Raw genomic sequence first — 24,938 nt, 5'->3', positions numbered from 1 at the left:
AAAGATGGCAAAGAAAGGCAGTTTATCAATTACAAGTGAGAACATTTTTCCGGTAATCAAGAAATGGCTGTACTCTGACCATGACATTTTCTACAGGGAGCTGATTAGTAACGGCAGCGATGCCATTACCAAGCTTAAGAAGCTGGAGCTTATGGGAGAGTACGAAAGACCCGAGGATTTGGAGTATAAAATCCAGGTGTCCGTGAATCCCAATGACAAGACCATCAAGATTACAGACAATGGACTTGGCATGACCGAAGAAGAGATTGACAAGTATATCAACCAGATTGCATTTTCCGGTGTCCAGGATTTCATGGAGAAGTACAAGGACAAGGCCAATGAGGACCAGATTATCGGTCATTTCGGACTGGGCTTTTACTCTGCGTTCATGGTTGCCGATAAAGTAACCATCGACTCCCTGTCCTATCAGAAGGATGCAAAGCCGGTTCACTGGGAATCAGAGGGCGGCATTGATTTTGAGATGGAGGAAGGGGATAAGGCTGAGGTGGGAACCACCATCACCTTATATCTGAACGAGGACAGCACTGAGTTCTGCAACGAGTACAGGGCAAGAGAAGTCATCGAGAAGTACTGCGCATTTATGCCTGTGAATATTTTCCTGGACAATGAGACAGCAGAGCCTCAGTATGAAACCATTGAGAAGGACGAGCTGACGGACAAGGACACGGTTGTTGAGCCGGTCATTGAGCCGGCCAGGACTGAGGAGAAGGAAAAGGAAGACGGCACCAAGGAGATTGTGGAAATTGAGCCTTCCAGGGAAAAATATAAAATCAACAAGCGTCCCGTGGCTTTGAATGATACCAACCCTCTGTGGAACAAGCATCCCAACGAATGCACTGAGGAGGATTATAAGAGCTTTTACCGCAAGGTGTTCAGGGATTACAAGGAACCGCTGTTCTGGATTCACCTGAACATGGATTATCCATTTAACTTAAAGGGCATTCTGTACTTCCCGAAAATCAATATGGAGTACGACAGCCTGGAGGGAACCATTAAGCTGTACAACAGCCAGGTATTTATTGCAGATAATATCAAAGAAGTTATTCCTGAGTTCCTGATGCTCTTAAAGGGTGTTATCGACTGTCCGGACCTGCCGCTTAACGTGTCCAGAAGCGCTCTTCAGAATGACGGCTTTGTAAAGAAGATATCGGATTACATCACGAAGAAGGTGGCGGACAAGCTGTCCGGCATGTGTAAGACAGACAGGGAAAATTATGAGAAATACTGGGATGACATTGCGCCCTTTATCAAGTTCGGCTATATCAAGGATGAGAAGTTTGCTGAAAAGATGGGCGATTTCATCCTGTACAAGAACCTGGAAGGCAAATACCTGACTCTTCAGGACTGTCTGGATGAAAACAAGGAAAAACATGAGAATACCATTTTCTATGTAACCAATGAAAAGGAACAGAGCCAGTACATCAACATGTTTAAGGAAGAGGGAATCGACGCAGTCATCATGCCTGCCGCCATTGACAGCCCATTCATTTCCCATGTGGAGCAGAAGAAGGAAGGCCTTAAGTTCCTGCGCATTGATACGGACCTTAACGCTGCATTCAAAGAAGAGGTAAAGGAAGACGACGAGGAGTTCAAGAAGACATCCGAGGAGCTGACAGAAGTATTTAAGAAAGCCCTGAATAATGACAAGCTGGACATCAAGGTGGAGAAGATGAAGAATGCGGGCGTGGCTTCCATGATTACCGTATCCGAGGATACCCGCCGTATGCAGGATATGATGAAAATGTACAGCATGGGAGGCATGGACATGGGCATGTTCGGAGGAACAGGGGAAACCCTGGTGCTTAACGCCAACCATCCTCTGGTACAGTATGTGCTGGGACACAAGGAAGACGCCAATACATCTAAAATCTGCGAACAGCTGTATGACCTGGCAAGCTTAAGCCACGGTCCCCTGGCACCGGAGCGCATGACGGCATTTGTAAGCCGCAGCAATGAAATCATGATGATTATGGCCGGCGAAAAAGCAGAATAAGCCTGAAGATTACAGGTGCATTCAGAAGAAACGTTACAAAGACAAGGGAGGCTGGTTTCAGGAGGGAACTTTTGAAACCAGTCCCTTTTTGCATTGCACGGGCATTCTAAATCGGTTATACTGGAAATATCTTATAGTATGAAGAAGGGAGAAGGGGCGTATGAGAGGTAAACGTTTCATGGCAGTGCTGCTGAGCACAGTGCTGACTGCCGCAGGCGCGATGACAGCCTGGGCGCTTCCCACAGGGCTCAGTTCCATTGAGGGCAGCACAGTGAGAAGCAGCATGGCAGGATTTGAGGCCACATTCCCGGCCGGTTACGAGGTGGGGAGATACGGGGGAAACCTGGGACTGGATTATCTGTCCTATATGGAAGAGGACGGGGTGAAGATTGATTTCATCGCAGCGTCCATTGACGAAGAAAAGGAGAGTTTTCTTGCCACGGCAGGCATAGTGGCGGACCTGGAAGGAGAGAGCCTGGAGGGCATCATGCAGGAAATGCTGCAGATACTGGGCCAGGACGTATCCTACGGCTCCTATGTATCCACAGGAGCGGCAGGCATAGCAGGAGCTGGCTATTACTCCATCAAGATTAATTACGGAGCCCTGATGGCCCAGTACATGTCTGCCTGGATTGGCGGTTATGACATGACCCCGGAGGAAAAACAGGAGTATGACGCCTACATGGCGGAGCTGGCCAACAGCATGTTCCTGGACATCTACATGAGGGAGATTGGCGGAAACTGTTATATGCTGGTCCAGATTTACTCCGGCGACCAGGCAGGAACCGCAGCCCTGCTCTTAAGCCAGATGCAGCCATACGCAGGAGGCGGATGGAGCTATACGGAAGCCGGCGGATGGCAATATCTCCACGGAGACGGCACATACGGAACCAACGAATGGGCTCTGGATGAGAACGGCCTTACATACCGTCTGGACGGCAGCGGCCAAATCATGTATAAAGCCTGGATTGAAGAAAACGGAAGATGGAAGTATGTGGATGAATTCGGCCACATGGTGACCAGCCTGACCAAGACCATAGACGGCAGCCAATACACCTTTGACGCCCAGGGCTACATGGTGGAGGGAAGCCAGCGTCCGGCCGCAGCCTACGAGACAGGCACCATATCAGGAAAGACCTACACCAACCGCTGGGCCAACCTGCTTATGAAGTTTCCTGAGGCAGCAGAGCTGATGCTGGGCGACGGAAGCTATTACAGCTATCCCCTGGAGGCAGGTGAAAACATGTACTACTGGTACGATGAGGGAAGCGGCTACCTGCTTACCATAGACTACACTGATTCCACCCAGCAGTTAGACCGTTATCTGGAATGGCTCGCCGAATACGCCGGCTACTACGATTACGCCGTGGACAGCACCGGCACAGTAAACATGGGCGGCTATGAATACAAATACATAAAGACCACCAGCCAGAACAGCGACGGCACCACAGACCATGAGGACACCTACTTCCGTCAGATAGACGGCAAGCTCATGGAAATCTCCATCGAATACACCGGCGAACGCCAGGCCACCGTTGACCAGATTCTGTCAGCCATAGAGCAGGCTCACTGAGCCGCAGGATGAAAAAGCAAAGTACATAAAATAATGCACGTAAAATAATGTACGTAAAATGAAGCATACAAAGCAAAAAGGAACAGAGGACCGGAAAACCATCATTTTCAGCCCTCTGTTCCTCTTTTTTTCATCATAATAATCCCAAAGCCAACTCATTTCTCATTTTATGGAAGGAAGTGTCAGCGGACGGAGAAAACCTGGCGGGTGGGAGAGGACGGGCGGGGGAGGGATGTGCATCTACAGGGGTTTAGAAGGACTTAGGCCGTGGAAATCTGTGTTAAGGCCAAAGCTGCACAGCTGTTTGAGCGGAGCGAGTTTGGGCAGCTTTGGCCTTGCTTTTAGCAGATTCCCAGGGCCTTAGACCTTCTTACCCCGCAGCCCGCGCATCCCTCCCCCGCCCGTCCTCTCCCACGAACGCGATATCCTCATACTGTCCGCGTCCCTCCTCCCCACAAAAAAACTCCATAAAACTGGAAACACATAAGCATTGCATTTTACCATCCATACTGTTATAATAAGTAGTAATGAATACTACATGTGAAACTGCATGGATAAGAAAAACCGGAGGACATTATTATGACCTATAAGATTATCGGGGATAGTTGTCTTGATTTAACAGAGGATATGAAGAAGGATTCCAGATTTCAGATGATTCCGCTGACACTGCAGGTAGGCAGTGCCCAGGTAGTGGATGATGAGACTTTTGACCAGAAGCGGTTTATAGAGATGGTGAAGGCATGCCCGGAGTGCCCAAAGACAGCATGTCCGTCGCCTGAGACGTTTAAGGCGGCATTTGAGGAAGCAGAGGCTGATGCTGTGTTTGTCATCACCCTGTCCAGCCACCTCAGCGGAAGTTATAATTCGGCGGCAGTGGCAAAGAAGCTGTACGAGGAGGAGATGGCTGAAAAGGGTATGGAGGAGCAGGCCAAGAAGGTGGCTGTCATTGACTCCCTGTCCGCATCCTCCGGGGAACTGAACATTGCCCTGTTTATCCAGAATCTGTGCGATTCCGGACTGGAATTTGACCAGGTGGTGGAGAAGGCCCTGGCATACAGGGACGGCATGAATACTTATTTTGTACTGGAGAGCCTGGATACACTTCGCAAGAACGGCCGCCTGTCAGGCCTGCAGGCGTTTTTCGCCACAGCCCTGAACATCAAGCCTGTGATGGGAGCGGATACGGGAACCATCATCAAGCTGGACCAGGCCAGGGGAATGAATAAGGCCCTTCAGAGAATGTGCGACATTGCGGTAAAGGAAGTGGCGGACGCAGCCAGCAAGATTGCGGTGGTCTGCCATGTGAATAACCCTGAACGGGCTGAATATGTAAAGGAAGAGCTGGCCAAGAGAATAGGATTTAAGAAGATTGTGGTTACCAATGCAGCTGGCGTGGCAACTGTATATGCCAATGACGGAGGAATTGTGCTGGCAGTCTGATGTCCGGCAGGAGAGGATTTATGAAGCGAACAGGATGTATTGTGGCAGCAGCCTTATTACTAGGGCTGCTGCTAGCCGGTATTACGGGATATTTCATATGGCACTCAGGACAGGACAAATATGTAAGGGCTGAGATGGTAGGCGCCTCAGAAGGCGTTGGAATGGCCGGAGGGATGACGCCGGACGGAGAAGGGCCGGACGGAAGAGGAACGGGCGGAAACAAGACAAGTGATGCGGGAACAGGCGGAGCCGGTCAGGGGGACGCAGGAACAGACAGCGTCCCAAATCAGGAAGACGGCCCGGGCAGGGACAGTCAGGGTACAACGGACAGCGGTTCATCTGCAGCTCCAAATGGCGAAGAAGGGCAGGGCACAGGAACCGGAACAGCAGACAATGCCTCTCCCCTGCAGCTGGTATTCGCAGGTGATATCCTTTTGTCGGACCATGTGCTGAACGCATACCGGAAGGCAGGCGGTATAGGCGGGGTGGTGGACAGCGGATTCCGCCAGGTGATTGATGAAAGCGACATTTTCATGGTGAACGAGGAATTTCCCTTCAGCAGCCGGGGAACGGCTGCTGCGGATAAGCAGTTTACCTTCCGCCTTCCGCCGGAAAAAGTCTCCATGTTTCAGGAGCTGGGCATAGACATTGTGACATTGGCCAACAATCATGCCCTGGATTTCGGCACGGATGCCCTGCTGGATACATGCAGCACCCTGGATGACGCCGGAATTGCGCGGGTGGGGGCAGGAGCCAGCCTGGAGGAGGCCAAAAGGCCGGTATTTATGGAGGCCAAGGGACGCAGGATTGGTTTCCTGGGAGCTTCCAGGGTCATACCTGAGGGCTCATGGAACGCCACTTCCAAGGGACCGGGCATGCTGACCACCTATGACCCGTCCCTGCTTTTAGAGGAAATTAAAAAAGCCAGGGAGGAGTGCGATTACCTGGTGGTGTATGTGCATTGGGGAATTGAACGTGATGAGCGGCCCCAGGAATATCAGAGAACCCTGGGACAGCAGTATATAGACGCAGGTGCCGATTTGGTAATAGGGAGTCATCCCCATGTACTTCAGGGGCTGGAGTACTACAAGGGAAAGCCCATTGTGTACAGCCTGGGTAATTTTGTGTTCGGAAGCAGCATTCCGAAGACAGCCCTTCTGAAGGTGGAATGGGACGGGACGGACGCTGCGCTCCGCCTGGTTCCCGGCACATCCTCAGGGGGATATACCAGGATGCTGGCGGATGAAGGGGAAAAAAATGGTTTTTACCAGTATATTACATCCATTTCCTACGGCGTGACAGTGGGGGAGGATGGACTTGTAATACCGGGAGAATAAAGGCGGACCCTGTCAGGGGAATCCGGGACATAATATTTTCCCTGCCAGGTGTCCCGCTCTTTAAAACGCCGGTGGAGGGTGTTCAGCACCATCCGTTTGTTTCCGCTCCACAGGGGGGCCAGGAGAAGGGATTTTGGTCCGTCTCCCGTCAGACGGTGGATGGTCAGCCCGGGAGGCAGGCGTTCCACACAGTCTATGACAAAATCAATGTATTCCTCCATGGTGAAGATGGGAAAGGGATTGGTTTGGCAGTACGCTGCCAGGTCAGTCCCTTTTAAAATGTGGAGAAGCTGAAGCTTGATGCCGTCTATGGGGCTTTGGGCCAGGTAATCCACGGTCCCCGCCATCATGCCCCTGGTTTCTCCGGGCAGCCCTAAGATGACGTGGACAATGACGGTCAGCCCGGCTTCCTTAAGGCGGACAAGGGCGCCCTCAAACACCGGCAGGCCGTATCCGCGGCGGATAAAGGCAGCAGTGGAATCATGGATGGTCTGCAGACCCAGCTCCACCCATACTGGTTTCACACGGTTTAATTCCTTTAACAGGCCAACCGTTTCAGGCTCCAGGCAGTCCGGCCTGGTGCCGATGGACAGGGCAGCTATGGAGGGGTGGGAGACAGCCTCCCCAAACAATTGCTTCAGATACGGCAGGGGCGCATACGTGTTGGTATAGGACTGGAAATAGGCGATGTAGGAGCCCTGCGGACTGTCCGGCATCTTCCGCTTCACCTGTGCCATGGCTTCCTCTATCTGCTGTGAGACAGATGTATGCCTGGGCGCTGCAAAATCGCCGGACCCTCCTTCGCTGCAGAAAATGCATCCTCCTGTTCCCAGTGTGCCGTCCCGGTTGGGACAGGTCATGCCTCCGTCCAGGGACAGCTTATAGATTTTCCGGCCGAACTGCTGTTTCAGTTCATAGTCCAGGGAGTGATAAGGTTTGCCGTTCCATTCCATTGTGAGTACCTGCTTTCTGAATGATGTTATTAAGAGATTATAACAGCAATAACAGCCGGATGTCATCCCTATTTAAAAAAACGTATGAAGACAGGAGAATATTGTATTGTTGTTTCCTCCCCATGTGTGATAAACTGGATTCAGAAGTTTCAGAAAAGATAGGAGAGGTAAGTCATGAATGTAAATGAGACGGTAAAACTGCTGCAGGGCGACAGCGCCAGGGCGCTTATGGCGCAGCTCTACGGGGAAGACGGGGCAGAAGCCAATGTGAAGCGCTATGAGGATTTGCTGGCCGGATACGGGAAAATGTTTGGCCGGGAAGGGGATGTGATGCTGTTCTCATCACCGGGCAGAACGGAAATCAGCGGCAACCATACGGACCATAACCACGGCAAGGTTTTGGCAGGCAGCATTAACCTGGACTGTGTGGGGGCAGCGGGAAAGAATGCATCCAATCAGGTACATATTGTCAGCGAGACATATAATCAGGATTTTACCATTGATTTGAACCATCTGGAACCCAGTGAGAAAAAGGCGGGAACCGTGGACCTGGTTAAGGGCCTTCTCCAGGGCTTTAAGGATTCCGGCTACAGCGTGGGCGGTTTCAACGCATATATTACCAGCAACGTCATAAGCGCTGCCGGTGTCAGTTCATCCGCTTCCTTTGAGATGCTGCTGTGCTCCATGCTGAACACATTTTTCAATGAGGGCCGCATGAGCACTGTGGCCTATGCCCATATCGGCAAGTTCGCAGAAAACAACTACTGGGACAAGGCATCCGGCCTGCTGGACCAGATGGCCTGTGCTGTGGGCGGACTTATCACCATTGATTTTATGGAGCCTCTGACGCCTAAGGTGGAGAAGATAGACTTTGACTTTGGTTCCCAGGACCACAGCCTGATTATCGTGCAGACCGGCAAGGGCCATGCTGACCTGAGTGCAGACTATTCCTCGGTTCCGGCTGAAATGAAGAAGGTGGCCCAATACTTTGGAAAAGAGGTATTGTCCCAGGTGTCTGAGAAACAGGTCATTGACAGCCTGGCAGAGGTGCGGCAGTTTGCCGGGGACCGCTCCGTGCTGCGCGCCCTGCATTTTTTTGAGGAGAACAAGCGGGTGGAAGCAGAGGTGCTTGCCCTTAAGGAGAACCGTTTCCAGGACTTCTTAAACAATATAACGGCATCCGGCAATTCCTCCTGGAAATGGCTCCAGAACTGTTTTACCAACAGCAATTACCAGGAGCAGGGAATCACGGTCACCCTTGCCCTTACGGAGCTGTTCATAGCAGAGAAGCAGAGAGGAGCCTGCAGGGTTCATGGCGGCGGCTTTGCCGGCGTCATCATGGCGGTGCTGCCCAATGAGCTGGTGGAGGAGTTCATACATTACATCGAGAAGTGCACAGGGGAGGGGAGCGCCTATAAAATGAGCATCCGTCCGTACGGAGCCATCTGCTTCAATGACCTGGTTTAAATCAGTTCTGCCTGTTTCGACAGAAAACGCCGCGTTTAAAAGGTGCAGCGCTTACAGTTTCCGCGGATTCCTGTGGTAAGGCGGGGGAATTTGCAGTATAATGATGCCAGGGCGCGGGGGTAAAAAACGCGTGCTGAAGCAATCAGAACAAGAGGAGGACTGAGCGGGTATGATTGGTGAAAAGACACTGGAACTCCTGAAGCAGATACTGGCAGACAGCCGTTATACGGTTGCCATCTGCGGTTCCGGGATGATGGAAGAGGGAGGCATTCTGGGGCTTAAGCAGGAAGGAAGAGCGTATGAGATTGAACAGAAATATTCGGAATCCCCGGAGGAGCTGTTTCATATTTCCTGTCTGTCCAGAAGGCCGGAACGTTTCTACGACTTTTACCGTGAGGAGATATTGAAAAAGATTCCCAACATGACTCCGTCTGTAAGGGCGCTGGCCAGGATGGAGGAAGAGGACAGGCTTCACTGCATTGTCACCACCAATATATTTGATTTGCCGGAGCAGGTAGGGTGCAAAAATGTGATTTATCTGCACGGAAGCATTTATAAGAACAGGTGTCCCCATTGCGGCCGTCTGTATTCCATGGAGGAAATCAGGGACTCCAGCCATGTTCCCCACTGCAGGAACTGCGGGGCCATGATACGTCCGGGGACGTCCTTGTACGGTGAGATGGTGGACAGCCGCATCATGAGCCGCACCACGGAGGAGATAGCCAGAGCCGAAGTGCTGCTGGTGCTGGGAACCAGCCTGCGCTCTGAGGTTTACAGCAACTACATACGGTATTTCCAGGGAAAGAAGATGGTAATCATCCACCGGGTGCCCAGGCCGCTGGATGAGAAGGCTGATATGGTTATATACGACCTTCCCCAGAATGTCCTTCCCCTTTTGGTGGACGGAGGGATTTAAGAGTACCGGAACCATAAAGGCCAAAACCGCGCCCCGCTGTGAGGGGGAGACGGTTTTGGCCTTTTGTAGTCCTGCCTGTTGGAAGCTTGCAGGTTTTTTCCTGCTTATTTTCTGTGGAAGGAATCCAGCAGCTGGTTTTTTGTGTGCCACAGTTCATTGGACAGGTCCACATGGACTGTGTGGGGATTGATGAGACGTTTGGATTCATCCCACAGGGTATCCAGCTCCTTTCTGCAGTAAGCCTGGATTTCCATTACCTTTGGCGACCGGTACACGCAGGTTCCGTCCAGGAAAATGGGAACCATCAGCTCGCGCATGGTGTAGCTGTCCGGCGCCAGCATGGTCTTCTTCCATGTCTCCAGGGGGTCAAAGAGAAGAAGGGAATTGCTGGTGTTGAATTCCTCGCCCACCAGGCAAATCAAATCAGCGATTATTTTGCCGGTGGCCTTGTTGTAAATCCTTTGTATGGTCTTGTTGCCGGGATTGGTGATTTTCTCGGCATTTTCAGACAGCTTGATTTTGGGAACAAACTGGCCTGTGGCCTTGTCCAGGACAGCAGCCAGTTTGTATACTCCGCCAAAGGATGGGCAGTCCTTGGCGGTAATCAGGTTGGTGCCCACACCCCAGGAATTAATGGCGGCACCCTGCATCTTCAGGGAATTAATCAGGTTTTCGTCCAGGTCGTTGGAGGCGGAAATCACTGCGTCCGGGAAACCTGCCTCGGTCAGCATCTTCTTGGCTTTTTTGGACAGGTAGGCCAAATCGCCGCTGTCCAGCCGGATTCCGTAGAAGGTAAGGGGAATGCCGGCCTCCCTCATCTCCTTAAAGACCTGGATGGCATTGGGAATGCCGGAACCCAGGGTATCGTAGGTATCCACCAGCAGGATGCAGGCGGAAGGATAGAGCTTGGCATAGGTGCGGAAGGCGGTCAGCTCGTCCGGAAAACTCATAATCCAGCTGTGGGCATGGGTTCCCTTGACAGGAACGTCAAACATCTTGCCGCAGAGCACATTGGAGGTGCCGATGCATCCCGCTATCATGGCTGCCCTTGCACCGTAGGTGCCGGCATCCGGTCCCTGGGCCCTGCGCAGTCCGAATTCCATGACGCCGTCGCCCTTGGCCGCATAGACAATGCGCTCTGTCTTGGTGGCAATAAGGCTCTGGTGATTGATGATATTGAGCAGGGCTGTCTCAATGAGCTGGGCCTGCATGATGGGAGCAATGACCTTCACAAGAGGTTCCCTGGGGAATACCACGGTTCCCTCAGGGATGGCGTATATATCGCCTGTAAAACGGAATTCGCGGAGATAGTTCAGGAAGTCCTGGTCAAACATGCCCAGGCTTCCCAGGTATTCAATGTCGCTGTCCTCAAAATGCAGGTCTTCAATGTATTCGATGACCTGCTGTAATCCTGCACAGATGGCAAAGCCGTTGCCATGGGGATTGGTCCTGTAAAACATGTCGAATACAACGGTTTCGTTGGCGTCCTTTTCTTTAAAATACCCCTGCATCATGGTTAATTCATACAGGTCCGTGAGTAAGGTAAGATTTCTCTGCTCCATATAGGTTCCTCCCTGGGCGCAGCCGGTGTGCTGTACGCAGGATATGCGGTTCGGCAGGATTTTGACGGCTGTGCAGTAATATTGGTTAGTAGTATAACACATATTCTGGAAAAGGCAAATGAAATGACAAAAAATTAACAATCATGCTAAAACAGACAATCGCCCTAAAATAAACGAAAATCAGATACACGGTTGACATTTTACACATGTGTTATTATAATAAAGAAGTTAAATGAAAAAGGCTTAGATGGAGACAGTAGGCCTGCAGGAACGCCACAGAGAGCCGGGGGAGGTGGAAGCCGGTGCAAGTAATGCAGAACTGAAAATCACTCCGGAGCTGTCCGGCTGAAAGAATGCAGTAGCAGCGCATGATAGGCCGGGACGCGTTTCCCGCGTTAAGGGAACTCATATGATGGTATGCAGTAATAGGTGGTTAAACGAAGCAGCTTATGGCTTTCGTCCTGTTCGGGACGGAAGCTTTTTTGCTTCATAGGAGGATATACAATCTTTTTCACATACCAGAATAAAAAACTATCATGAATGACAGGAACGGAGGAAGACGCTATGTATGACAAAGTCCCCACAGACCTTAAGTTTGTGGAACGGGAAAAAGAAGTGGAGAAGTTCTGGGAAGCAGAGCACATCTTTGAAAAAAGCATCAGGATGAGAGAGGGCTGCAAGCCTTATGTATTTTATGACGGTCCGCCCACAGCCAACGGCAAGCCCCATATCGGCCATGTGGAAACACGAGTCATCAAGGACATGATTCCCAGATACAGGGCCATGAAGGGCTATATGGTGCCGAGAAAGGCCGGATGGGATACCCACGGCCTGCCGGTGGAGCTGGAGGTTGAGAAAAAGCTGGGGCTGGACGGCAAGGAGCAGATAGAGCAGTACGGTCTGGAGCCGTTCATCAAGGAATGTAAGGAAAGCGTCTGGAAGTACAAGGGCATGTGGGAGGATTTCTCCAACACCGTTGGTTTCTGGGCCGACATGGACAATCCCTATGTAACCTATGACAACAGCTTTATCGAGTCCGAGTGGTGGGCTCTTAAGCAGATTTGGGACAAGGGCCTTTTGTACAAGGGGTTTAAGGTGGTTCCCTACTGTCCCCGCTGCGGCACCCCCCTGTCCTCCCATGAGGTGGCTCAGGGGTATAAGGATGTAAAGGAGCGCTCTGCCATTGCCCGCTTCAAGGCAAAGGGGGAGGACGCCTACATCCTGGCATGGACCACCACCCCCTGGACCCTTCCCAGCAACCTGGCCCTGTGCGTGAACCCCAAGGAAGACTATGTAAAGGTCAAGACAGGCGACGGCTATACCTACTATATTGCCCAGGCACTGGCAGATACTGTGCTGGGCGAGGACTATGAGGTGCTGGAAACCTACAAGGGCAGGGACCTGGAGTTCAAGGAATATGAGCCTCTCTATGACTGCTCTGTCCCCCTGTGCGAGAAGCAGCACAAAAAAGCATACTACATGGTATGCGCTGACTATGTAACACTGACAGACGGTACCGGTATCGTACACATTGCACCTGCCTTTGGTGAGGACGATGCAAATGTGGGCCGCAAGTACGACCTGCCCTTTGTACAGCTGGTGGACGCCAAGGGCGATATGACGGCGGAAACTCCCTTTGCAGGCACCTTTGTGAAGGATGCGGACCCCATGGTATTAAAGGATTTGGAGTCCAGGGGACTGCTTCTTTCAGCTCCCAGCTTTGAGCACAGCTATCCTCACTGCTGGCGCTGCGGAACCCCTCTCATTTACTATGCAAGAGAGTCCTGGTTCATCAAGATGACGGCTGTGAAGGAGGACTTAATCCGCAACAACAACACCATTAACTGGGTGCCGGATTCCATCGGCAAGGGCCGTTTTGGAGACTGGCTGGAGAACATCCAGGACTGGGGCATTTCCAGGAACCGTTACTGGGGCACCCCTCTCAATATCTGGGAGTGTGAGTGCGGACACCAGCACTCCATTGGAAGCATTGAGGAATTAAAGAGCTTATCCGACAACTGTCCGGATGAAATCGAGCTTCACCGCCCATACATTGATGCGGTGAACATCAGGTGCCCCAAGTGCGGCAAGCCCATGAAGCGCGTGCCTGAGGTTATTGACTGCTGGTTTGACTCCGGTGCAATGCCCTTTGCGCAGCACCATTATCCGTTTGAGAACAAGGAATTGTTCGAGTCCCAGTTCCCGGCCCAGTTTATCTCCGAGGCAGTGGACCAGACCAGGGGATGGTTCTATTCCCTGCTGGCAGAGTCCACACTGCTGTTCAACAAGGCGCCTTATGAAAATGTGGTTGTCATGGGCCTTGTGCTGGATGAGAACGGACAGAAGATGAGCAAGTCCAAGGGCAATGCGGTGGACCCCTTCGATACCCTGGCAGCCCACGGCGCAGACGCCATCCGCTGGTTCTTCTACACCTGCAGCGCTCCCTGGCTTCCAAAGCGCTACCAGGATAAGGCGGTGACCGAGGGACAGCGCAAGTTTATGGGCACCCTTTGGAATACCTATGCATTCTGGGTGCTGTATGCCAACATTGACAATTTTGACCCGACCAGATATAACCTGGAATACGACAAGCTTCCGGTTATGGACCGCTGGATGCTGTCCAAGATGAACTCCATGGTAAAGACCGTGGATAACAGCCTGATGAATTACCAGATTCCCGAGGCGGCCAGGTCCCTCCAGGAGTTTGTGGATGACTTAAGCAACTGGTATGTGCGCAGAAGCCGTGAGCGTTTCTGGGCAAAGGGAATGGAGCAGGATAAGATTAACGCATTCATGACCCTGTACACAGCCCTGGTGACCGTTGCAAAGGCAGCAGCACCCATGATTCCGTTCATGACAGAGCAGATTTATCAGAACATTGTGAGGAAAGTGGATGCAGATGCGCCTGAAAGCGTACACCTGTGCGATTTCCCTGAGGTGAATGATGCCTGGATTGATGCAGAGCTGGAATCCGACATGGACGAGGTGCTGAAGGTGGTTGTCATGGGACGCGCTGCCAGGAATGCGGCCAATATCAAGAACCGCCAGCCCATTGCCGGGATGTATGTGAAGGCCGACCATGAGCTGTCAAGATTCTACGTGCAGATTATTGAGGAAGAGCTGAATGTGAAGCAGGTGATTTTCTCTGACGATGTAAGGGAATTCACTTCCTACACCTTTAAGCCCCAGTTAAAGACAGTAGGGCCAAGGTACGGCAAGCTGCTGAACCAGATTCGCCAGACCCTGACCGATATTGACGGCAGCGCTGCCATGGACACCCTGAATGAGAAGGGACAGCTTACCTTTGACTTTGGTGGCCAGGAGGTGGTGCTGACAAAGGACGACCTGCTGATTGATGTTTCCCAGAAGGACGGCTATGTGACAGAGGAGGACAACTATGTGACGGTTGTGCTGGATACAAACCTGACTCCGGAACTGATTGAGGAAGGCTTTGTGAGGGAGCTTATCAGCAAGATTCAGACCATGCGCAAGGAAGCCGGATTTGAGGTAATGGACCACATCAGCGTGTACCAGGATGGAAATGACCGGATTGCGGAGCTGATTAAGACGCATGCGGACGAGATTAAGACAGAGGTCATGGCGGACCATATTAACATCGGCGCCATGTCTGGCTTTGTCAAAGAGTGGAACATTAACGGCGAAAATGTGATGCTCGGTGTTGAAAAGACCATGAAATAATGGTAAGATTGTGAGGCGGGGCTTATAAAACCCCGCCCCATCTGATAATTTGGGAATGATTTACATACAATAGTTCAGTATAGAAAACGGAAGTGAAATCAGGAGGATAATGGCCGATGAATAAAGGATTTGATAAGGAAACGTTCAAGCGCAGCGTGGTGGACAACGTAAAGAACATGTTCCGAAGGACCATTGATGAAGCGACTCCCCAGCAGGTATTCCAGGCAGTGGCCTATGCTGTGAAGGATGTCATCATCGACGAATGGATTGCCACCCACAAGGAATATGAGAAAAAGGACGTTAAGACAGTATACTACCTGTCCATGGAGTTCCTCATGGGCCGTGCCCTGGGCAATAACATCATCAATATCTGCGCCAGGGATGAGATTAAGGAAGCCCTGGATGAGCTGGGATTTGATTTGAACGTGATTGAGGACCAGGAGCCGGATGCAGCCCTTGGAAACGGCGGTCTGGGACGTCTGGCGGCTTGCTTCCTGGATTCGCTGGCAACCCTGGGATATCCGGCCTATGGCTGCGGCATCCGTTACCGTTACGGCATGTTCAAGCAGAAGATTGAGAACGGTTACCAGGTAGAAGTGCCTGACAACTGGTTAAAGGACGGCAACCCATTTGAAATCCGCAGGCCGGAGTATGCCACTGAGGTCAAATTCGGCGGTTATGTGCGTATAGAAAACCAGGGCGGAGTAAACCATTTTGTACAGGACGGATACCAGTCTGTCCGCGCAGTGCCCTATGACCTGCCTGTTATCGGATACGGCAACAATGTGGTAAATACCCTTCGCATCTGGGATGCGGAACCCATTAACACCTTCAACCTGGATTCCTTTGACAGGGGAGATTACCAGAAGGCTGTGGAGCAGGAGAACCTGGCCAAGACCATTGTGGAGGTCCTTTACCCCAATGACAACCACTACGCGGGCAAGGAGCTGCGCCTGAAGCAGCAGTATTTCTTTATTTCCGCCAGCGTCCAGAGGGCGGTCAGGAAGTATAAGGAGAAACACGATGACATCAGGAAATTCTACGAAAAGGTAGTATTCCAGCTGAACGATACCCACCCGACGGTTACCATTCCCGAATTGATGCGCATTCTTCTGGATGAGGAGGGGCTTACATGGGATGAGGCGTGGGAGGTGACCACCAGGACCTGTGCCTATACAAACCACACCATTATGTCAGAGGCTCTGGAGAAGTGGCCCATCGAGCTGTTCTCACGGCTTTTGCCCAGAATCTACCAGATTGTGGAGGAAATCAACCGCAGGTTCCAGAACCAGATTCAGACCATGTATCCCGGCAACCAGGAAAAGCTGCGCAAGATGTCCATTATCTATGACGGCCAGGTTAAGATGGCGTATATGGCCATTGCAGCCAGTTTTTCCGTCAACGGCGTTGCAAGGCTCCACACGGAAATCCTCAAGAACCAGGAGTTAAAAGACTTCTATGAGATGATGCCGGAGAAGTTCAACAACAAGACAAACGGCATAACCCAGAGACGGTTCCTGCTTCACGGCAACCCCCTTCTGGCGGACTGGGTCACTTCCAAGATAGGTGATGAATGGATTACCGACCTTCCCCATATCAAGAAGCTGGAGCTCTTTGCAGAGGATGAGAAGTGCCAGTTTGAGTTCATGAACATCAAGTACCAGAACAAGCTGCGCCTCGCCAGGTACATCAAAGAGTACAACGGTATTGACGTGGACCCGCGCTCCATTTTCGACGTGCAGGTCAAGAGGCTTCACGAATATAAGCGCCAGCTGATGAACATCCTCCATGTGATGTATCTGTACAACCAGCTGAAGGATAATCCTGATATGGATATGATTCCCAGGACCTTTATCTTCGGCGCCAAGGCAGCCGCAGGCTACAAGCGGGCTAAGCTGACCATCAAGCTCATTAACTCCGTGGCGGATGTCATCAACAACGATAAATCCATTAACGGTAAGATTAAAGTGGTGTTCATTGAGGATTACCGGGTTTCCAATGCAGAGCTTATCTTTGCTGCGGCGGATGTAAGCGAGCAGATATCCACGGCCAGCAAGGAGGCGTCCGGCACCAGCAACATGAAATTCATGCTCAACGGCGCCCTTACCCTGGGAACCATGGACGGCGCCAACGTGGAAATCGTGGAGGAAGTGGGCATGGACAATGCATTCATCTTCGGCATGTCCTCTGACGAGGTTATAAACTACGAGAACAACGGCGGCTATTACCCCATGGATATCTTTAACAATGACCAGGAAATCCGCCGGGTACTCATGCAGCTGATTAACGGCTACTATGCACCGGATAACCCGGAGCTGTTCAGGGATATCTATAACTCCCTTCTGAATACCAAGAGCAGCGACCGGGCCGATACCTATTTCATACTCAAGGACTTCCGCTCCTATGCCGAAGCGCACCAGAGGGTGGATAAGGCTTACAGGGACCAGGCATGGTGGGCCAGGGCAGCCATCCTTAACACGGCCAACTGCGGAAAGTTTACATCCGACCGTACCATTGAGGAGTATGTGAAGGATATCTGGCATCTGAAGAAAGTGACCGTAGAAATGTAAATGCTTGCTCCGGCAATCCTGTAATCTTTGGGGTGCCGGAGCTTTTTTGGATGATGGAAGAGGAAGGGAAGGAAGATATGAAAATACGCGATATACTGGCAGAAGGAAAGCCCACCCTCTCCTTTGAGGTGTTTCCCCCAAAGACAGAGGATGCATATGATTCCGTGGAGAGGGCGGCTGCCAAGATTGCAAAGCTAAAGCCCTCGTTCATGAGTGTTACATACGGGGCGGGAGGGGGAACCAGCGATTATACGGTGGGAATCGCCTCCACTATCAAGGAGGAATACGGGGTGACGCCTCTGGCCCATCTTACCTGTGTGTCATCCACCAGGGAGAAGGTGCACCATGTGCTGGGTGAATTAAAGGACCATGGCATTGAAAATGTGCTGGCCCTGCGGGGGGATATCCCACAGGACGGCAGCACGCCCAGGGAGTACCACTATGCCTCCGAACTGATACGGGAAATCAAGAAGGCCGGCGATTTCTGCATAGGAGCAGCGTGCTACCCGGAAGGCCATGTGGAATCAGCCAACAAATCCATAGATATGGATTACCTGAAGCAGAAGGTGGAGGCGGGATGTGACTTTGTCACCACCCAGATGTTCTTTGACAACAGCATTCTCTACAGTTACCTGTACCGAATACGCGAAAAGGGAATCCAGGTGCCGGTGATTGCGGGAATCATGCCTGTGACCAATGCAAATCAAATCCGGCGTATTACCCAGATGTCGGGTACCTATCTGCCCTCAAGGTTCATGTCCATTGTGGACCGGTTCGGGGACAATCCGGCTGCCATGAAGCAGGCAGGAATTGCCTATGCAACGGACCAGATTATCGACCTTATTGCCAACGGAGTCAACGGCATCCATGTATATTCCATGAATAAGCCGGATGTGGCAATGAAGATAAAGGACAACCTGTCGGAAATTTTATAGGCCGCATACAGAGCAGGAGAAAGAGCATATGGATATACGTGACGTAAACAGGAAAGAGGTCCTCCGCTATCTGGGCTACAGGGGACAGGAGCCGGACGGGGCGGTTGCGGCCATGGTGGAGCAGTGCATGACACAATTGTGGGAAGCAGCCACGCCCAGGCATCTGTACCGGGAATATCCTCTGGCGCTGGGGGAGGATTACCGGATTGACGGGGGATGTTTTATGGCCAGAAGCAGGAATCTGTGGGTGAATCTGAAGGACTGTGACCAGATTATTGTGTTTGCGGCCACCCTTGGCTGCGGGGCAGACCATCTGATTCAGAAGTACAGCCGCCTCCAGATGAGCCGGGCTGTGGTTATGCAGGCAGCTGCGGCAGCCATGATTGAGGAGTACTGCGACCAGATATGCACTGCCCTGAAGGCGGAATACGAGGCAAAGGGCCGTTATCTGCGGCCAAGGTTCAGTCCGGGGTACGGCGATTTCCCGCTGGAATGCCAGGGAATGCTTCTGGACGCCCTGGAGGCAGGAAAACGCATCGGCATCAAGCTGACTGACAGCCTTCTCATGATGCCCTCCAAATCTGTGTCCGCTGTCATGGGAGCCAGCAGGAAACCATACCGCTGCGATGTAAAAGGCTGCGAAGCCTGCGCAAAGACGGACTGCCCCTACCGGAGGCAGACCGGGGAACTATCAATATAAAAAGAAAAAGGGGAATAACACTATGATTCGTTTTAACTGTGATTACAGCGAAGGCGCCCATGAGCGCATACTTAAGAAACTGGCTGAAACCAACCTGGAGCAGACGCCGGGATACGGGGAGGACCATTACTGTACTGAGGCGGCAGATATCATCCGCAGACTCTGCGGACAGGAGGATGCAGCGGTCCATTTCCTGGTAGGAGGCACCCAGGCCAATATGACGGTCATTGCATCAGCCCTGCGCTCCCATCAGGGGGTGGTGGGAGCTGTCACGGCTCACATCAATGTACATGAGACAGGCTCCATAGAAGCCACCGGACACAAGGTGCTGGCCCTGCCCTCTGAGGACGGTAAGATTACGGCAGCCCAGGTGGAGGAACTGTACCAGTCCCATATTCAGGACGAGAGCTTTGAACACACAGTGCAGCCGAAGATGGTCTATGTCTCCAATCCCACGGAGCTGGGCACCATATATACCAAGGCTGAGATGGAGAGCCTGTATGGGGTGTGCAGGAAGTACGGCCTGTACCTGTTTGTGGACGGCGCCCGTCTGGCCTATGGTCTGGCTGCAGAGGGAAACGACCTGGACCTTAAGGCCCTGGCAGCTTCCTGCGACGTATTCTATATCGGCGGAACCAAGGTAGGGGCCCTGTTCGGGGAGGCTGTGGTCATACTGAACAATGAGCTGAAGGCGGATTTCCGCTATCACATCAAACAGCGGGGCGGCATGCTGGCAAAGGGGCGTCTTCTGGGCATCCAGTTTGGGGAGCTTTTACGGGACGGCCTGTATTTTAAGCTGGGAGCCCATGCGGACAGGCTGGCGGACAAGATTCGCAGCGCCTGTGCCGGGAAGGGTTACCCCTTCCTGGTGGAAAACACCACTAACCAGGTATTCCCCATCCTGCCGGATAGTCTGCTGGAGGCGTGGAAGGATAAGTACAGCTACACCAACCAGGGAAGGGTGGATGAGAGCCATACAGCCATCCGCCTCTGCACCAGCTGGATTACCAGCCAGGAGCAGGTGGATGCCCTGGTTCATGATATCCTAAACAGTTAAGAGGGCTTGCAGAGGATGACGATGAGAATATTAGAAGAGATGAAAGAGCGCCGCCTGTTCTGTGACGGCGGAATGGGAAGCCTGCTTCAGGCCCAGGGCCTGAAACCAGGTGAACTTCCTGAACTGTGGAACCTGACCCACCGGGATGTGCTTACATCCATACACCGGTCCTACCTGGAGGCCGGAGCCGACATCATGACAACCAATACCTTCGGCGCCAACAGGCTTAAATTCAAGGATAACCTGGAAGCCATTGTGACAGCTGCAGTGGAGAATGCGAGGGCTGCTGTGGAAGAGGCCGGCCATGGATACGTGGCCCTGGACCTGGGCCCCACCGGACACCTGCTAAAGCCCCTGGGAGACCTGGAATTTGAGAACGCAGTGGACCTCTATAAAGAGGTGGTATCCATCGGCGCCCTGGCAGGAGCCGACCTGGTACTGATTGAGACCATGAGCGACAGCTATGAGCTGAAAGCAGCTGTTCTGGCAGCCAGGGAGGCCGGATTCAGGCCGGACACAGGGGAACGGCTGCCCGTGTTCGCCACCGTGATATTTGATGAAAAGGGAAAGCTCCTGACCGGCGGAAACGTGGAGTCCACCGTGGCCCTGCTAGAAGGTCTGAGAGTGGATGCCCTGGGTATTAACTGCGGACTGGGACCAGTGCAGATGAAGGGAATCCTGGAAGAAATCCTGAAGCTCTCATCCCTTCCCGTGCTGGTAAATCCCAATGCAGGACTACCCAGAAGCGAGAACGGCAGGACGGTATATGATATAGATGCAGAGGGATTTGCCCTTGTCATGGAGGAAATCGTATCCATGGGGGCTGTCATCGTGGGAGGATGCTGCGGAACCACCCCGGAGCATATACGCCTGATGACAGAACGCTGCAGGGACATACCTGTGGCGTGGCCGGAGAAAAAACACCGCACCGTGGTGTCCTCCTATGCAAAGGCAGTGACCGTTGGGCAAAAGACAATCATTATTGGGGAGCGCATCAATCCCACCGGCAAGTCCAGGTTCAAGCAGGCCCTGCGGGACCACAACCTGGAATACATCCTCAAGGAGGGTGTCAGCCAGCAGGACAATGGTGCGGATGTGCTGGATGTGAACGTGGGACTGCCTGAAATCCATGAGCCCTCCATGATGGAGGAGGCTGTAAGGGAACTTCAGGCCATCATCGACCTGCCCCTGCAGATTGACACCTCCGACATGGAAGCCATGGAACGGGCCATGCGTATATACAATGGGAAACCGCTGATTAACTCGGTCAACGGCAAGGAGGAGTCCATGACCCGCGTATTCCCTCTGATGGCAAAATACGGCGGCGTGGCAGTGGGCCTGTGCCTGGACGAGTCCGGCATTCCTGATACAGCGGAGGGGCGTCTGGCTGTGGCAAGGAAAATCATAGACCGGGCGGCAGAGTATGGAATCGGACCGGAGGATATCATTCTGGACGGGCTCTGCATGACGGTCAGCTCCGACAGCAAGGGGGCCCTTACCACGCTGGAAACGCTGAGGCGCATCCGGGATGAGCTGGGGGTGGGAACCGTGCTGGGAGTATCCAACATATCCTTCGGACTGCCCCAGAGGGAAATCATCAATGCTGCATTCTTTACCATGGCCATGGAATGCGGTTTGAGCGCGGCCATCATAAATCCCAACTCCGAGGCCATGATGCGGGCTTACTACAGCTTTAATGCCCTTATGGACCGGGACCCCCAGTGCGGCCGGTATATCAGTGTGTACAGCGGCCAGAGCGCAGGCCTGGGCCAGACCATTGGAAGGGGCGGCAGCCAGGACGGGACAAAGCTGTCTGCTGATTCCGGCACAGGAGATGGCAGACAGGGACCGGCCCTGGCAACCGCCATTGAGAGAGGATTAAAGGAAGGCGCACACAATGCGGTGACCGCCCTGTTAAAGGAACGGGAGCCCCTGGATATCATCAACAGTGAGATGATACCGGCCCTGGACCGGGTGGGAAAGGGATTTGAGAAGGGGACTGTGTTCCTGCCCCAGCTTCTCATGAGTGCGGAAGCTGCCAAGGCTGCCTTTGAGGTCATCAAGGAAGCCATGGACAAAAGCGGGCAGGCACAGGAAAAGAAGGGAACCATTATCCTGGCAACGGTGAAAGGCGATATTCATGATATTGGCAAGAACATCGTGAAGGTGCTGCTGGAGAATTACAGCTATGACGTCATTGACCTGGGCAGGGATGTGCCGCCGGAGGCCATTGTAAAAGAGGCCGTGGAGCGCCGTGTGGCCCTGGTGGGCTTAAGCGCCCTGATGACCACCACCGTGCCCAGCATGGAGGAGACCATCCGCCAGTTAAGGGCTGCATCCAAAACCGTGAAGGTGATGGTGGGCGGCGCCGTGCTGACGGAGGATTATGCCAGAACCATAGGCGCCGACGCCTATTGCAGGGATGCCATGGCATCTGTCAATTTCGCGGAGCAGGTCCTGGGCGCTTAGAACAGAGTCCTGGAAACAGACGGCTTCACAGACTTACACGGGAATCCCCATCCACCTGAGGAACCATCTTGCCCAGCTGTTTCAGCTGCCGGGTAATATGGTATACAGTGAACAGGTTGAGGGGATTTTTGTGTTCGTCAATAATGAGTTTGCCCCTGAGCATGAACCACAGCCAGGCGCCGTTTTTTTGGCGGATTCGTATGATGCAGCTGCGTACCGTGTCATCCGTGGAAAACACGGTCATGGTTTCCTGGAAGGTATGGATGTCGTCCGGATGCAGCTGGTCCAGAAAGGACAGGGAGCCTCCGTATAACAGCTTGTACTCGGAAAGGCTGCAGTAGCCAAGGGCATGAAGCAGCCTGGAATTCATGTAAATGACTTCCGGGGATTCGGCCTGATAGCTGGTCAGCAGGATGCCGCCGTTTACCACCTGGTTCAGGAGCCCCAGCTCATTGTTGCCGTACAGCTCAAAGTAGTGCTGGTCCGTCACATCCTCAATGAGGCAGCCGCAGTAGCCCTGGTGGAATTGAAAGCATTCTATCTTAAGGTACTTGCTGCGCTCCGGGCTGAAATCGTAAAATATCTGGCGTCCGCCGTTCATGGCTGTCGCATAGTAGGCGGGAAGGCGGCGGGTGTCGGCGTCCGGGTAGTGGCTCAGGAAGCTTTTGCGGTACAGGCTGTTTCTGGAACGGCATTCCAGGCGGGCGCAGGCTTCATTTACATACACATATGAAAAATCACAGGCCTGTTGGTCCTTTACCTGAATCTGTATGATGGCAAAGGGGAACGGGCTGCTGTCATATATGAGCTTTGCATGCTCCAGCTTGTCCTCTAAGGATAAGTCAGAGCTGGGGGCAGGATTCAGTTCGCAGAATGAAATCATGTTCTTTCCATGGCTTTTGGCATAGTAAAGTTCGTCGTCCGCTGCCCGCACCAGCTTATGGTAATCATCCATGGAGGTGAGGACCGTGCTCACGATTCCCACGCTGATGGTCACAAAGGGGGAGGCGCTGCGGTTGGCTGCAGGAATCTTCATATCAGAAACGGATTTCCTCAGACGGTCCCCTACCTTTATGGCGTCAGAGGGAAGGATGTCGCAGAGCAGTATCTGGAACTCCTCTCCGCCGAACCGGCAAATCAGGTCATTTTCCTGATGGATGCTGCCGGACAGGGCAGCGGCCACCTTCTTCAGGCATTCGTCTCCCTGCATGTGGCCATAGGTGTCATTGTACTGTTTGAAATAGTCGATATCTATCATGATAACAGCCACGGGTATTTTCAGACGTATGTTATAGGGAATCAGTTCCTCCAGCCGGAGGGAGTAGCCGTTCCGGTTGAACAGCCGGGTCAGCGGGTCCTTGTCGGCCCGTTCCTGAAGGCAGATTTGTTCATCCCTGGCTTTTCTTACCATCTGCAGGTTGCTGACAATGATGCGGCAGCGCATCTGGGACAGGAACAGGCTGATGAAGCTGTAAAGGAACAGGTTGGAATACAGGGGCAGAGGTACGTGGTGGGCCCGGAAAACCGGAATGGCGGCCAGGGCAGTGGCCAGTACCGCGGCCAGGGCTTCGGGAAGGGAGTAAATGGGCCCGGCAGCAATATAAATATAAAACATGAGCACGCTCTCCGCAGTCAGACGGCTCTGAAGATTAATATGGTTTACCACAATGCAGTACAGGGCAAATATGGCGGTAAAAAGGTATGTATGGTGTTTCAGCCTGCGTCTTGTGGAACAGGTCCGTTCCTGCTTTAACAGGTATTCGCAGTACAGGATGTTGAGGGCGATGAACAGGAGGAACAGCAGGATAGTGAAAGTGAGCATGGAGAAAGCCCTTCCTGCAACGTCAATGGCCAGATATGTCATCAGGCTGAACAGTTCCATGATAATTAAAAGGATGGAATAATTCAAAGTCTGGCTGATGTTCATGGTCTGCACTGTATCATATATTTCATCTGCACACCGGCAAACCATGCTGCGGTCCGGCGGGGGAAAGGTGCGGGATAAATTCTTTTTTACATATTCTAACATAGTATATACAACCTCTGTTCCATTTGTATCAATTACATAATACTGATAATATATGAGAGGAATGAAGGAATTATTACCAAAGAGCATGAAAAATCCGCAAAAAAAGACAAAAACCGTATTTTTCCCAATAACTCCCAGACACAGAGCCTCCAAAATATGATAGTATAGTTTTGTAACAAAAAAGAAACAGATTTGTAATATCTGAAAGAAAGCGAGG

General features: G+C 52.3%; 15 protein-coding genes. 12 read left to right on the top strand and 3 right to left on the bottom strand.

What is annotated here, in order from left to right; genetic code table 11:
- Window positions 1–4: 4 nt before the first annotated feature.
- The 4 genes from htpG to I2H39_RS03585 all read left to right on the top strand — a co-directional run bounded on the left by htpG (window position 5) and on the right by I2H39_RS03585 (window position 6,364).
- Entirely contained in the window at window positions 5–2,014 is a 2,010-nt protein-coding gene (htpG, locus tag I2H39_RS03600) for a molecular chaperone HtpG (protein WP_195625805.1), read from the top strand.
- 160 nt (window positions 2,015–2,174) lie between these two features.
- Entirely contained in the window at window positions 2,175–3,587 is a 1,413-nt protein-coding gene (locus I2H39_RS03595) for a hypothetical protein (RefSeq protein WP_138306013.1), read from the top strand.
- 579 nt (window positions 3,588–4,166) lie between these two features.
- On the top strand, window positions 4,167–5,027 hold the full coding sequence (locus I2H39_RS03590; RefSeq protein ID WP_138306014.1) for a DegV family protein: 861 nt from the start codon (window positions 4,167–4,169) through the stop codon (window positions 5,025–5,027).
- Between the two features lie 20 nt (window positions 5,028–5,047).
- On the top strand, window positions 5,048–6,364 hold the full coding sequence (locus tag I2H39_RS03585; RefSeq protein WP_138306015.1) for a CapA family protein: 1,317 nt from the start codon (window positions 5,048–5,050) through the stop codon (window positions 6,362–6,364).
- Here the strand turns inward: I2H39_RS03585 and I2H39_RS03580 are convergent.
- Window positions 6,316–7,317 carry a TIGR01212 family radical SAM protein gene (locus tag I2H39_RS03580; RefSeq protein WP_195625804.1) on the bottom strand — a complete coding sequence of 334 codons (1,002 nt, stop codon included), beginning with the start codon at window positions 7,315–7,317 and terminating at the stop codon, window positions 6,316–6,318. The two genes, I2H39_RS03585 and I2H39_RS03580, sit on opposite strands and share 49 nt — an antisense overlap.
- Window positions 7,318–7,491: 174 nt before the next feature.
- On the opposite strand from I2H39_RS03580, the gene I2H39_RS03575 reads away from it, so the two are divergent.
- Window positions 7,492–8,784, top strand: a complete 1,293-nt coding sequence (locus tag I2H39_RS03575) for a galactokinase family protein (protein ID WP_138306017.1) — start codon at window positions 7,492–7,494, stop codon at window positions 8,782–8,784.
- 169 nt (window positions 8,785–8,953) lie between these two features.
- Window positions 8,954–9,700 (top strand): Sir2 family NAD-dependent protein deacetylase, encoded by a 747-nt coding sequence (locus I2H39_RS03570; RefSeq protein ID WP_138306018.1) that lies wholly within the window; start codon window positions 8,954–8,956, stop codon window positions 9,698–9,700.
- A gap of 104 nt (window positions 9,701–9,804) precedes the next feature.
- Here I2H39_RS03570 and I2H39_RS03565 read toward each other — a convergent pair whose 3' ends face one another.
- Window positions 9,805–11,262 carry a nicotinate phosphoribosyltransferase gene (locus tag I2H39_RS03565; RefSeq protein WP_138306019.1) on the bottom strand — a complete coding sequence of 486 codons (1,458 nt, stop codon included), beginning with the start codon at window positions 11,260–11,262 and terminating at the stop codon, window positions 9,805–9,807.
- A 564-nt stretch (window positions 11,263–11,826) separates the two neighbouring features.
- Between I2H39_RS03565 and ileS the strand changes: the two genes are divergently transcribed.
- The 6 genes from ileS to I2H39_RS03535 all read left to right on the top strand — a co-directional run bounded on the left by ileS (window position 11,827) and on the right by I2H39_RS03535 (window position 22,692).
- Window positions 11,827–14,961 carry an isoleucine--tRNA ligase gene (ileS, locus tag I2H39_RS03560; RefSeq protein WP_195625803.1) on the top strand — a complete coding sequence of 1,045 codons (3,135 nt, stop codon included), beginning with the start codon at window positions 11,827–11,829 and terminating at the stop codon, window positions 14,959–14,961.
- Window positions 14,962–15,077: 116 nt separating this feature from the next.
- Window positions 15,078–17,531 carry a glycogen/starch/alpha-glucan phosphorylase gene (locus tag I2H39_RS03555; RefSeq protein WP_138306021.1) on the top strand — a complete coding sequence of 818 codons (2,454 nt, stop codon included), beginning with the start codon at window positions 15,078–15,080 and terminating at the stop codon, window positions 17,529–17,531.
- 77 nt (window positions 17,532–17,608) lie between these two features.
- Window positions 17,609–18,466, top strand: coding sequence for a methylenetetrahydrofolate reductase [NAD(P)H] (metF, locus tag I2H39_RS03550; protein ID WP_138306236.1), 858 nt, complete (start codon window positions 17,609–17,611; stop codon window positions 18,464–18,466).
- Window positions 18,467–18,494: 28 nt separating this feature from the next.
- Window positions 18,495–19,166, top strand: coding sequence for a vitamin B12 dependent-methionine synthase activation domain-containing protein (locus I2H39_RS03545; protein ID WP_195625802.1), 672 nt, complete (start codon window positions 18,495–18,497; stop codon window positions 19,164–19,166).
- 22 nt (window positions 19,167–19,188) lie between these two features.
- Window positions 19,189–20,223: an aminotransferase class I/II-fold pyridoxal phosphate-dependent enzyme gene (locus I2H39_RS03540; protein WP_195625801.1), complete on the top strand. Its 1,035-nt coding sequence runs from the start codon at window positions 19,189–19,191 to the stop codon at window positions 20,221–20,223.
- A gap of 21 nt (window positions 20,224–20,244) precedes the next feature.
- The gene (locus I2H39_RS03535) at window positions 20,245–22,692 is read left to right on the top strand and encodes a homocysteine S-methyltransferase family protein (protein ID WP_195625800.1); all 2,448 of its coding nucleotides are present in this window, start codon (window positions 20,245–20,247) and stop codon (window positions 22,690–22,692) included.
- Window positions 22,693–22,717: 25 nt separating this feature from the next.
- On the opposite strand, the gene I2H39_RS03530 is transcribed toward I2H39_RS03535, so the two are convergent.
- Window positions 22,718–24,721: a diguanylate cyclase gene (locus tag I2H39_RS03530; RefSeq protein ID WP_138306025.1), complete on the bottom strand. Its 2,004-nt coding sequence runs from the start codon at window positions 24,719–24,721 to the stop codon at window positions 22,718–22,720.
- Window positions 24,722–24,938 lie beyond the last annotated feature (217 nt).

It is taken from the genome of Clostridium sp. 1001283B150225_161107_B6, from assembly GCF_015556325.1.
Lineage (GTDB): Bacteria > Bacillota > Clostridia > Lachnospirales > Lachnospiraceae > Enterocloster.
This window is presented reverse-complemented; position numbering and strand designations above follow the sequence as displayed.

What these genes read in the sequence shown, in the direction of transcription:
- ileS (WP_195625803.1), top strand. Translation starts at nt 11,827, where the DNA reads ATGTATGACAAAGTCCCCACAGACCTTAAGTTTGTGGAACGGGAAAAA.
- I2H39_RS03540 (WP_195625801.1), top strand. Translation starts at nt 19,189, where the DNA reads ATGATTCGTTTTAACTGTGATTACAGCGAAGGCGCCCATGAGCGCATA.
- I2H39_RS03555 (WP_138306021.1), top strand. Translation starts at nt 15,078, where the DNA reads ATGAATAAAGGATTTGATAAGGAAACGTTCAAGCGCAGCGTGGTGGAC.
- htpG (WP_195625805.1), top strand. Translation starts at nt 5, where the DNA reads ATGGCAAAGAAAGGCAGTTTATCAATTACAAGTGAGAACATTTTTCCG.
- I2H39_RS03565 (WP_138306019.1), bottom strand. Translation starts at nt 11,262, where the DNA reads ATGGAGCAGAGAAATCTTACCTTACTCACGGACCTGTATGAATTAACC.
- I2H39_RS03590 (WP_138306014.1), top strand. Translation starts at nt 4,167, where the DNA reads ATGACCTATAAGATTATCGGGGATAGTTGTCTTGATTTAACAGAGGAT.
- I2H39_RS03535 (WP_195625800.1), top strand. Translation starts at nt 20,245, where the DNA reads ATGAGAATATTAGAAGAGATGAAAGAGCGCCGCCTGTTCTGTGACGGC.
- I2H39_RS03545 (WP_195625802.1), top strand. Translation starts at nt 18,495, where the DNA reads ATGGATATACGTGACGTAAACAGGAAAGAGGTCCTCCGCTATCTGGGC.
- I2H39_RS03570 (WP_138306018.1), top strand. Translation starts at nt 8,954, where the DNA reads ATGATTGGTGAAAAGACACTGGAACTCCTGAAGCAGATACTGGCAGAC.
- I2H39_RS03575 (WP_138306017.1), top strand. Translation starts at nt 7,492, where the DNA reads ATGAATGTAAATGAGACGGTAAAACTGCTGCAGGGCGACAGCGCCAGG.
- I2H39_RS03530 (WP_138306025.1), bottom strand. Translation starts at nt 24,721, where the DNA reads ATGTTAGAATATGTAAAAAAGAATTTATCCCGCACCTTTCCCCCGCCG.
- I2H39_RS03580 (WP_195625804.1), bottom strand. Translation starts at nt 7,317, where the DNA reads ATGGAATGGAACGGCAAACCTTATCACTCCCTGGACTATGAACTGAAA.
- I2H39_RS03585 (WP_138306015.1), top strand. Translation starts at nt 5,048, where the DNA reads ATGAAGCGAACAGGATGTATTGTGGCAGCAGCCTTATTACTAGGGCTG.
- I2H39_RS03595 (WP_138306013.1), top strand. Translation starts at nt 2,175, where the DNA reads ATGAGAGGTAAACGTTTCATGGCAGTGCTGCTGAGCACAGTGCTGACT.
- metF (WP_138306236.1), top strand. Translation starts at nt 17,609, where the DNA reads ATGAAAATACGCGATATACTGGCAGAAGGAAAGCCCACCCTCTCCTTT.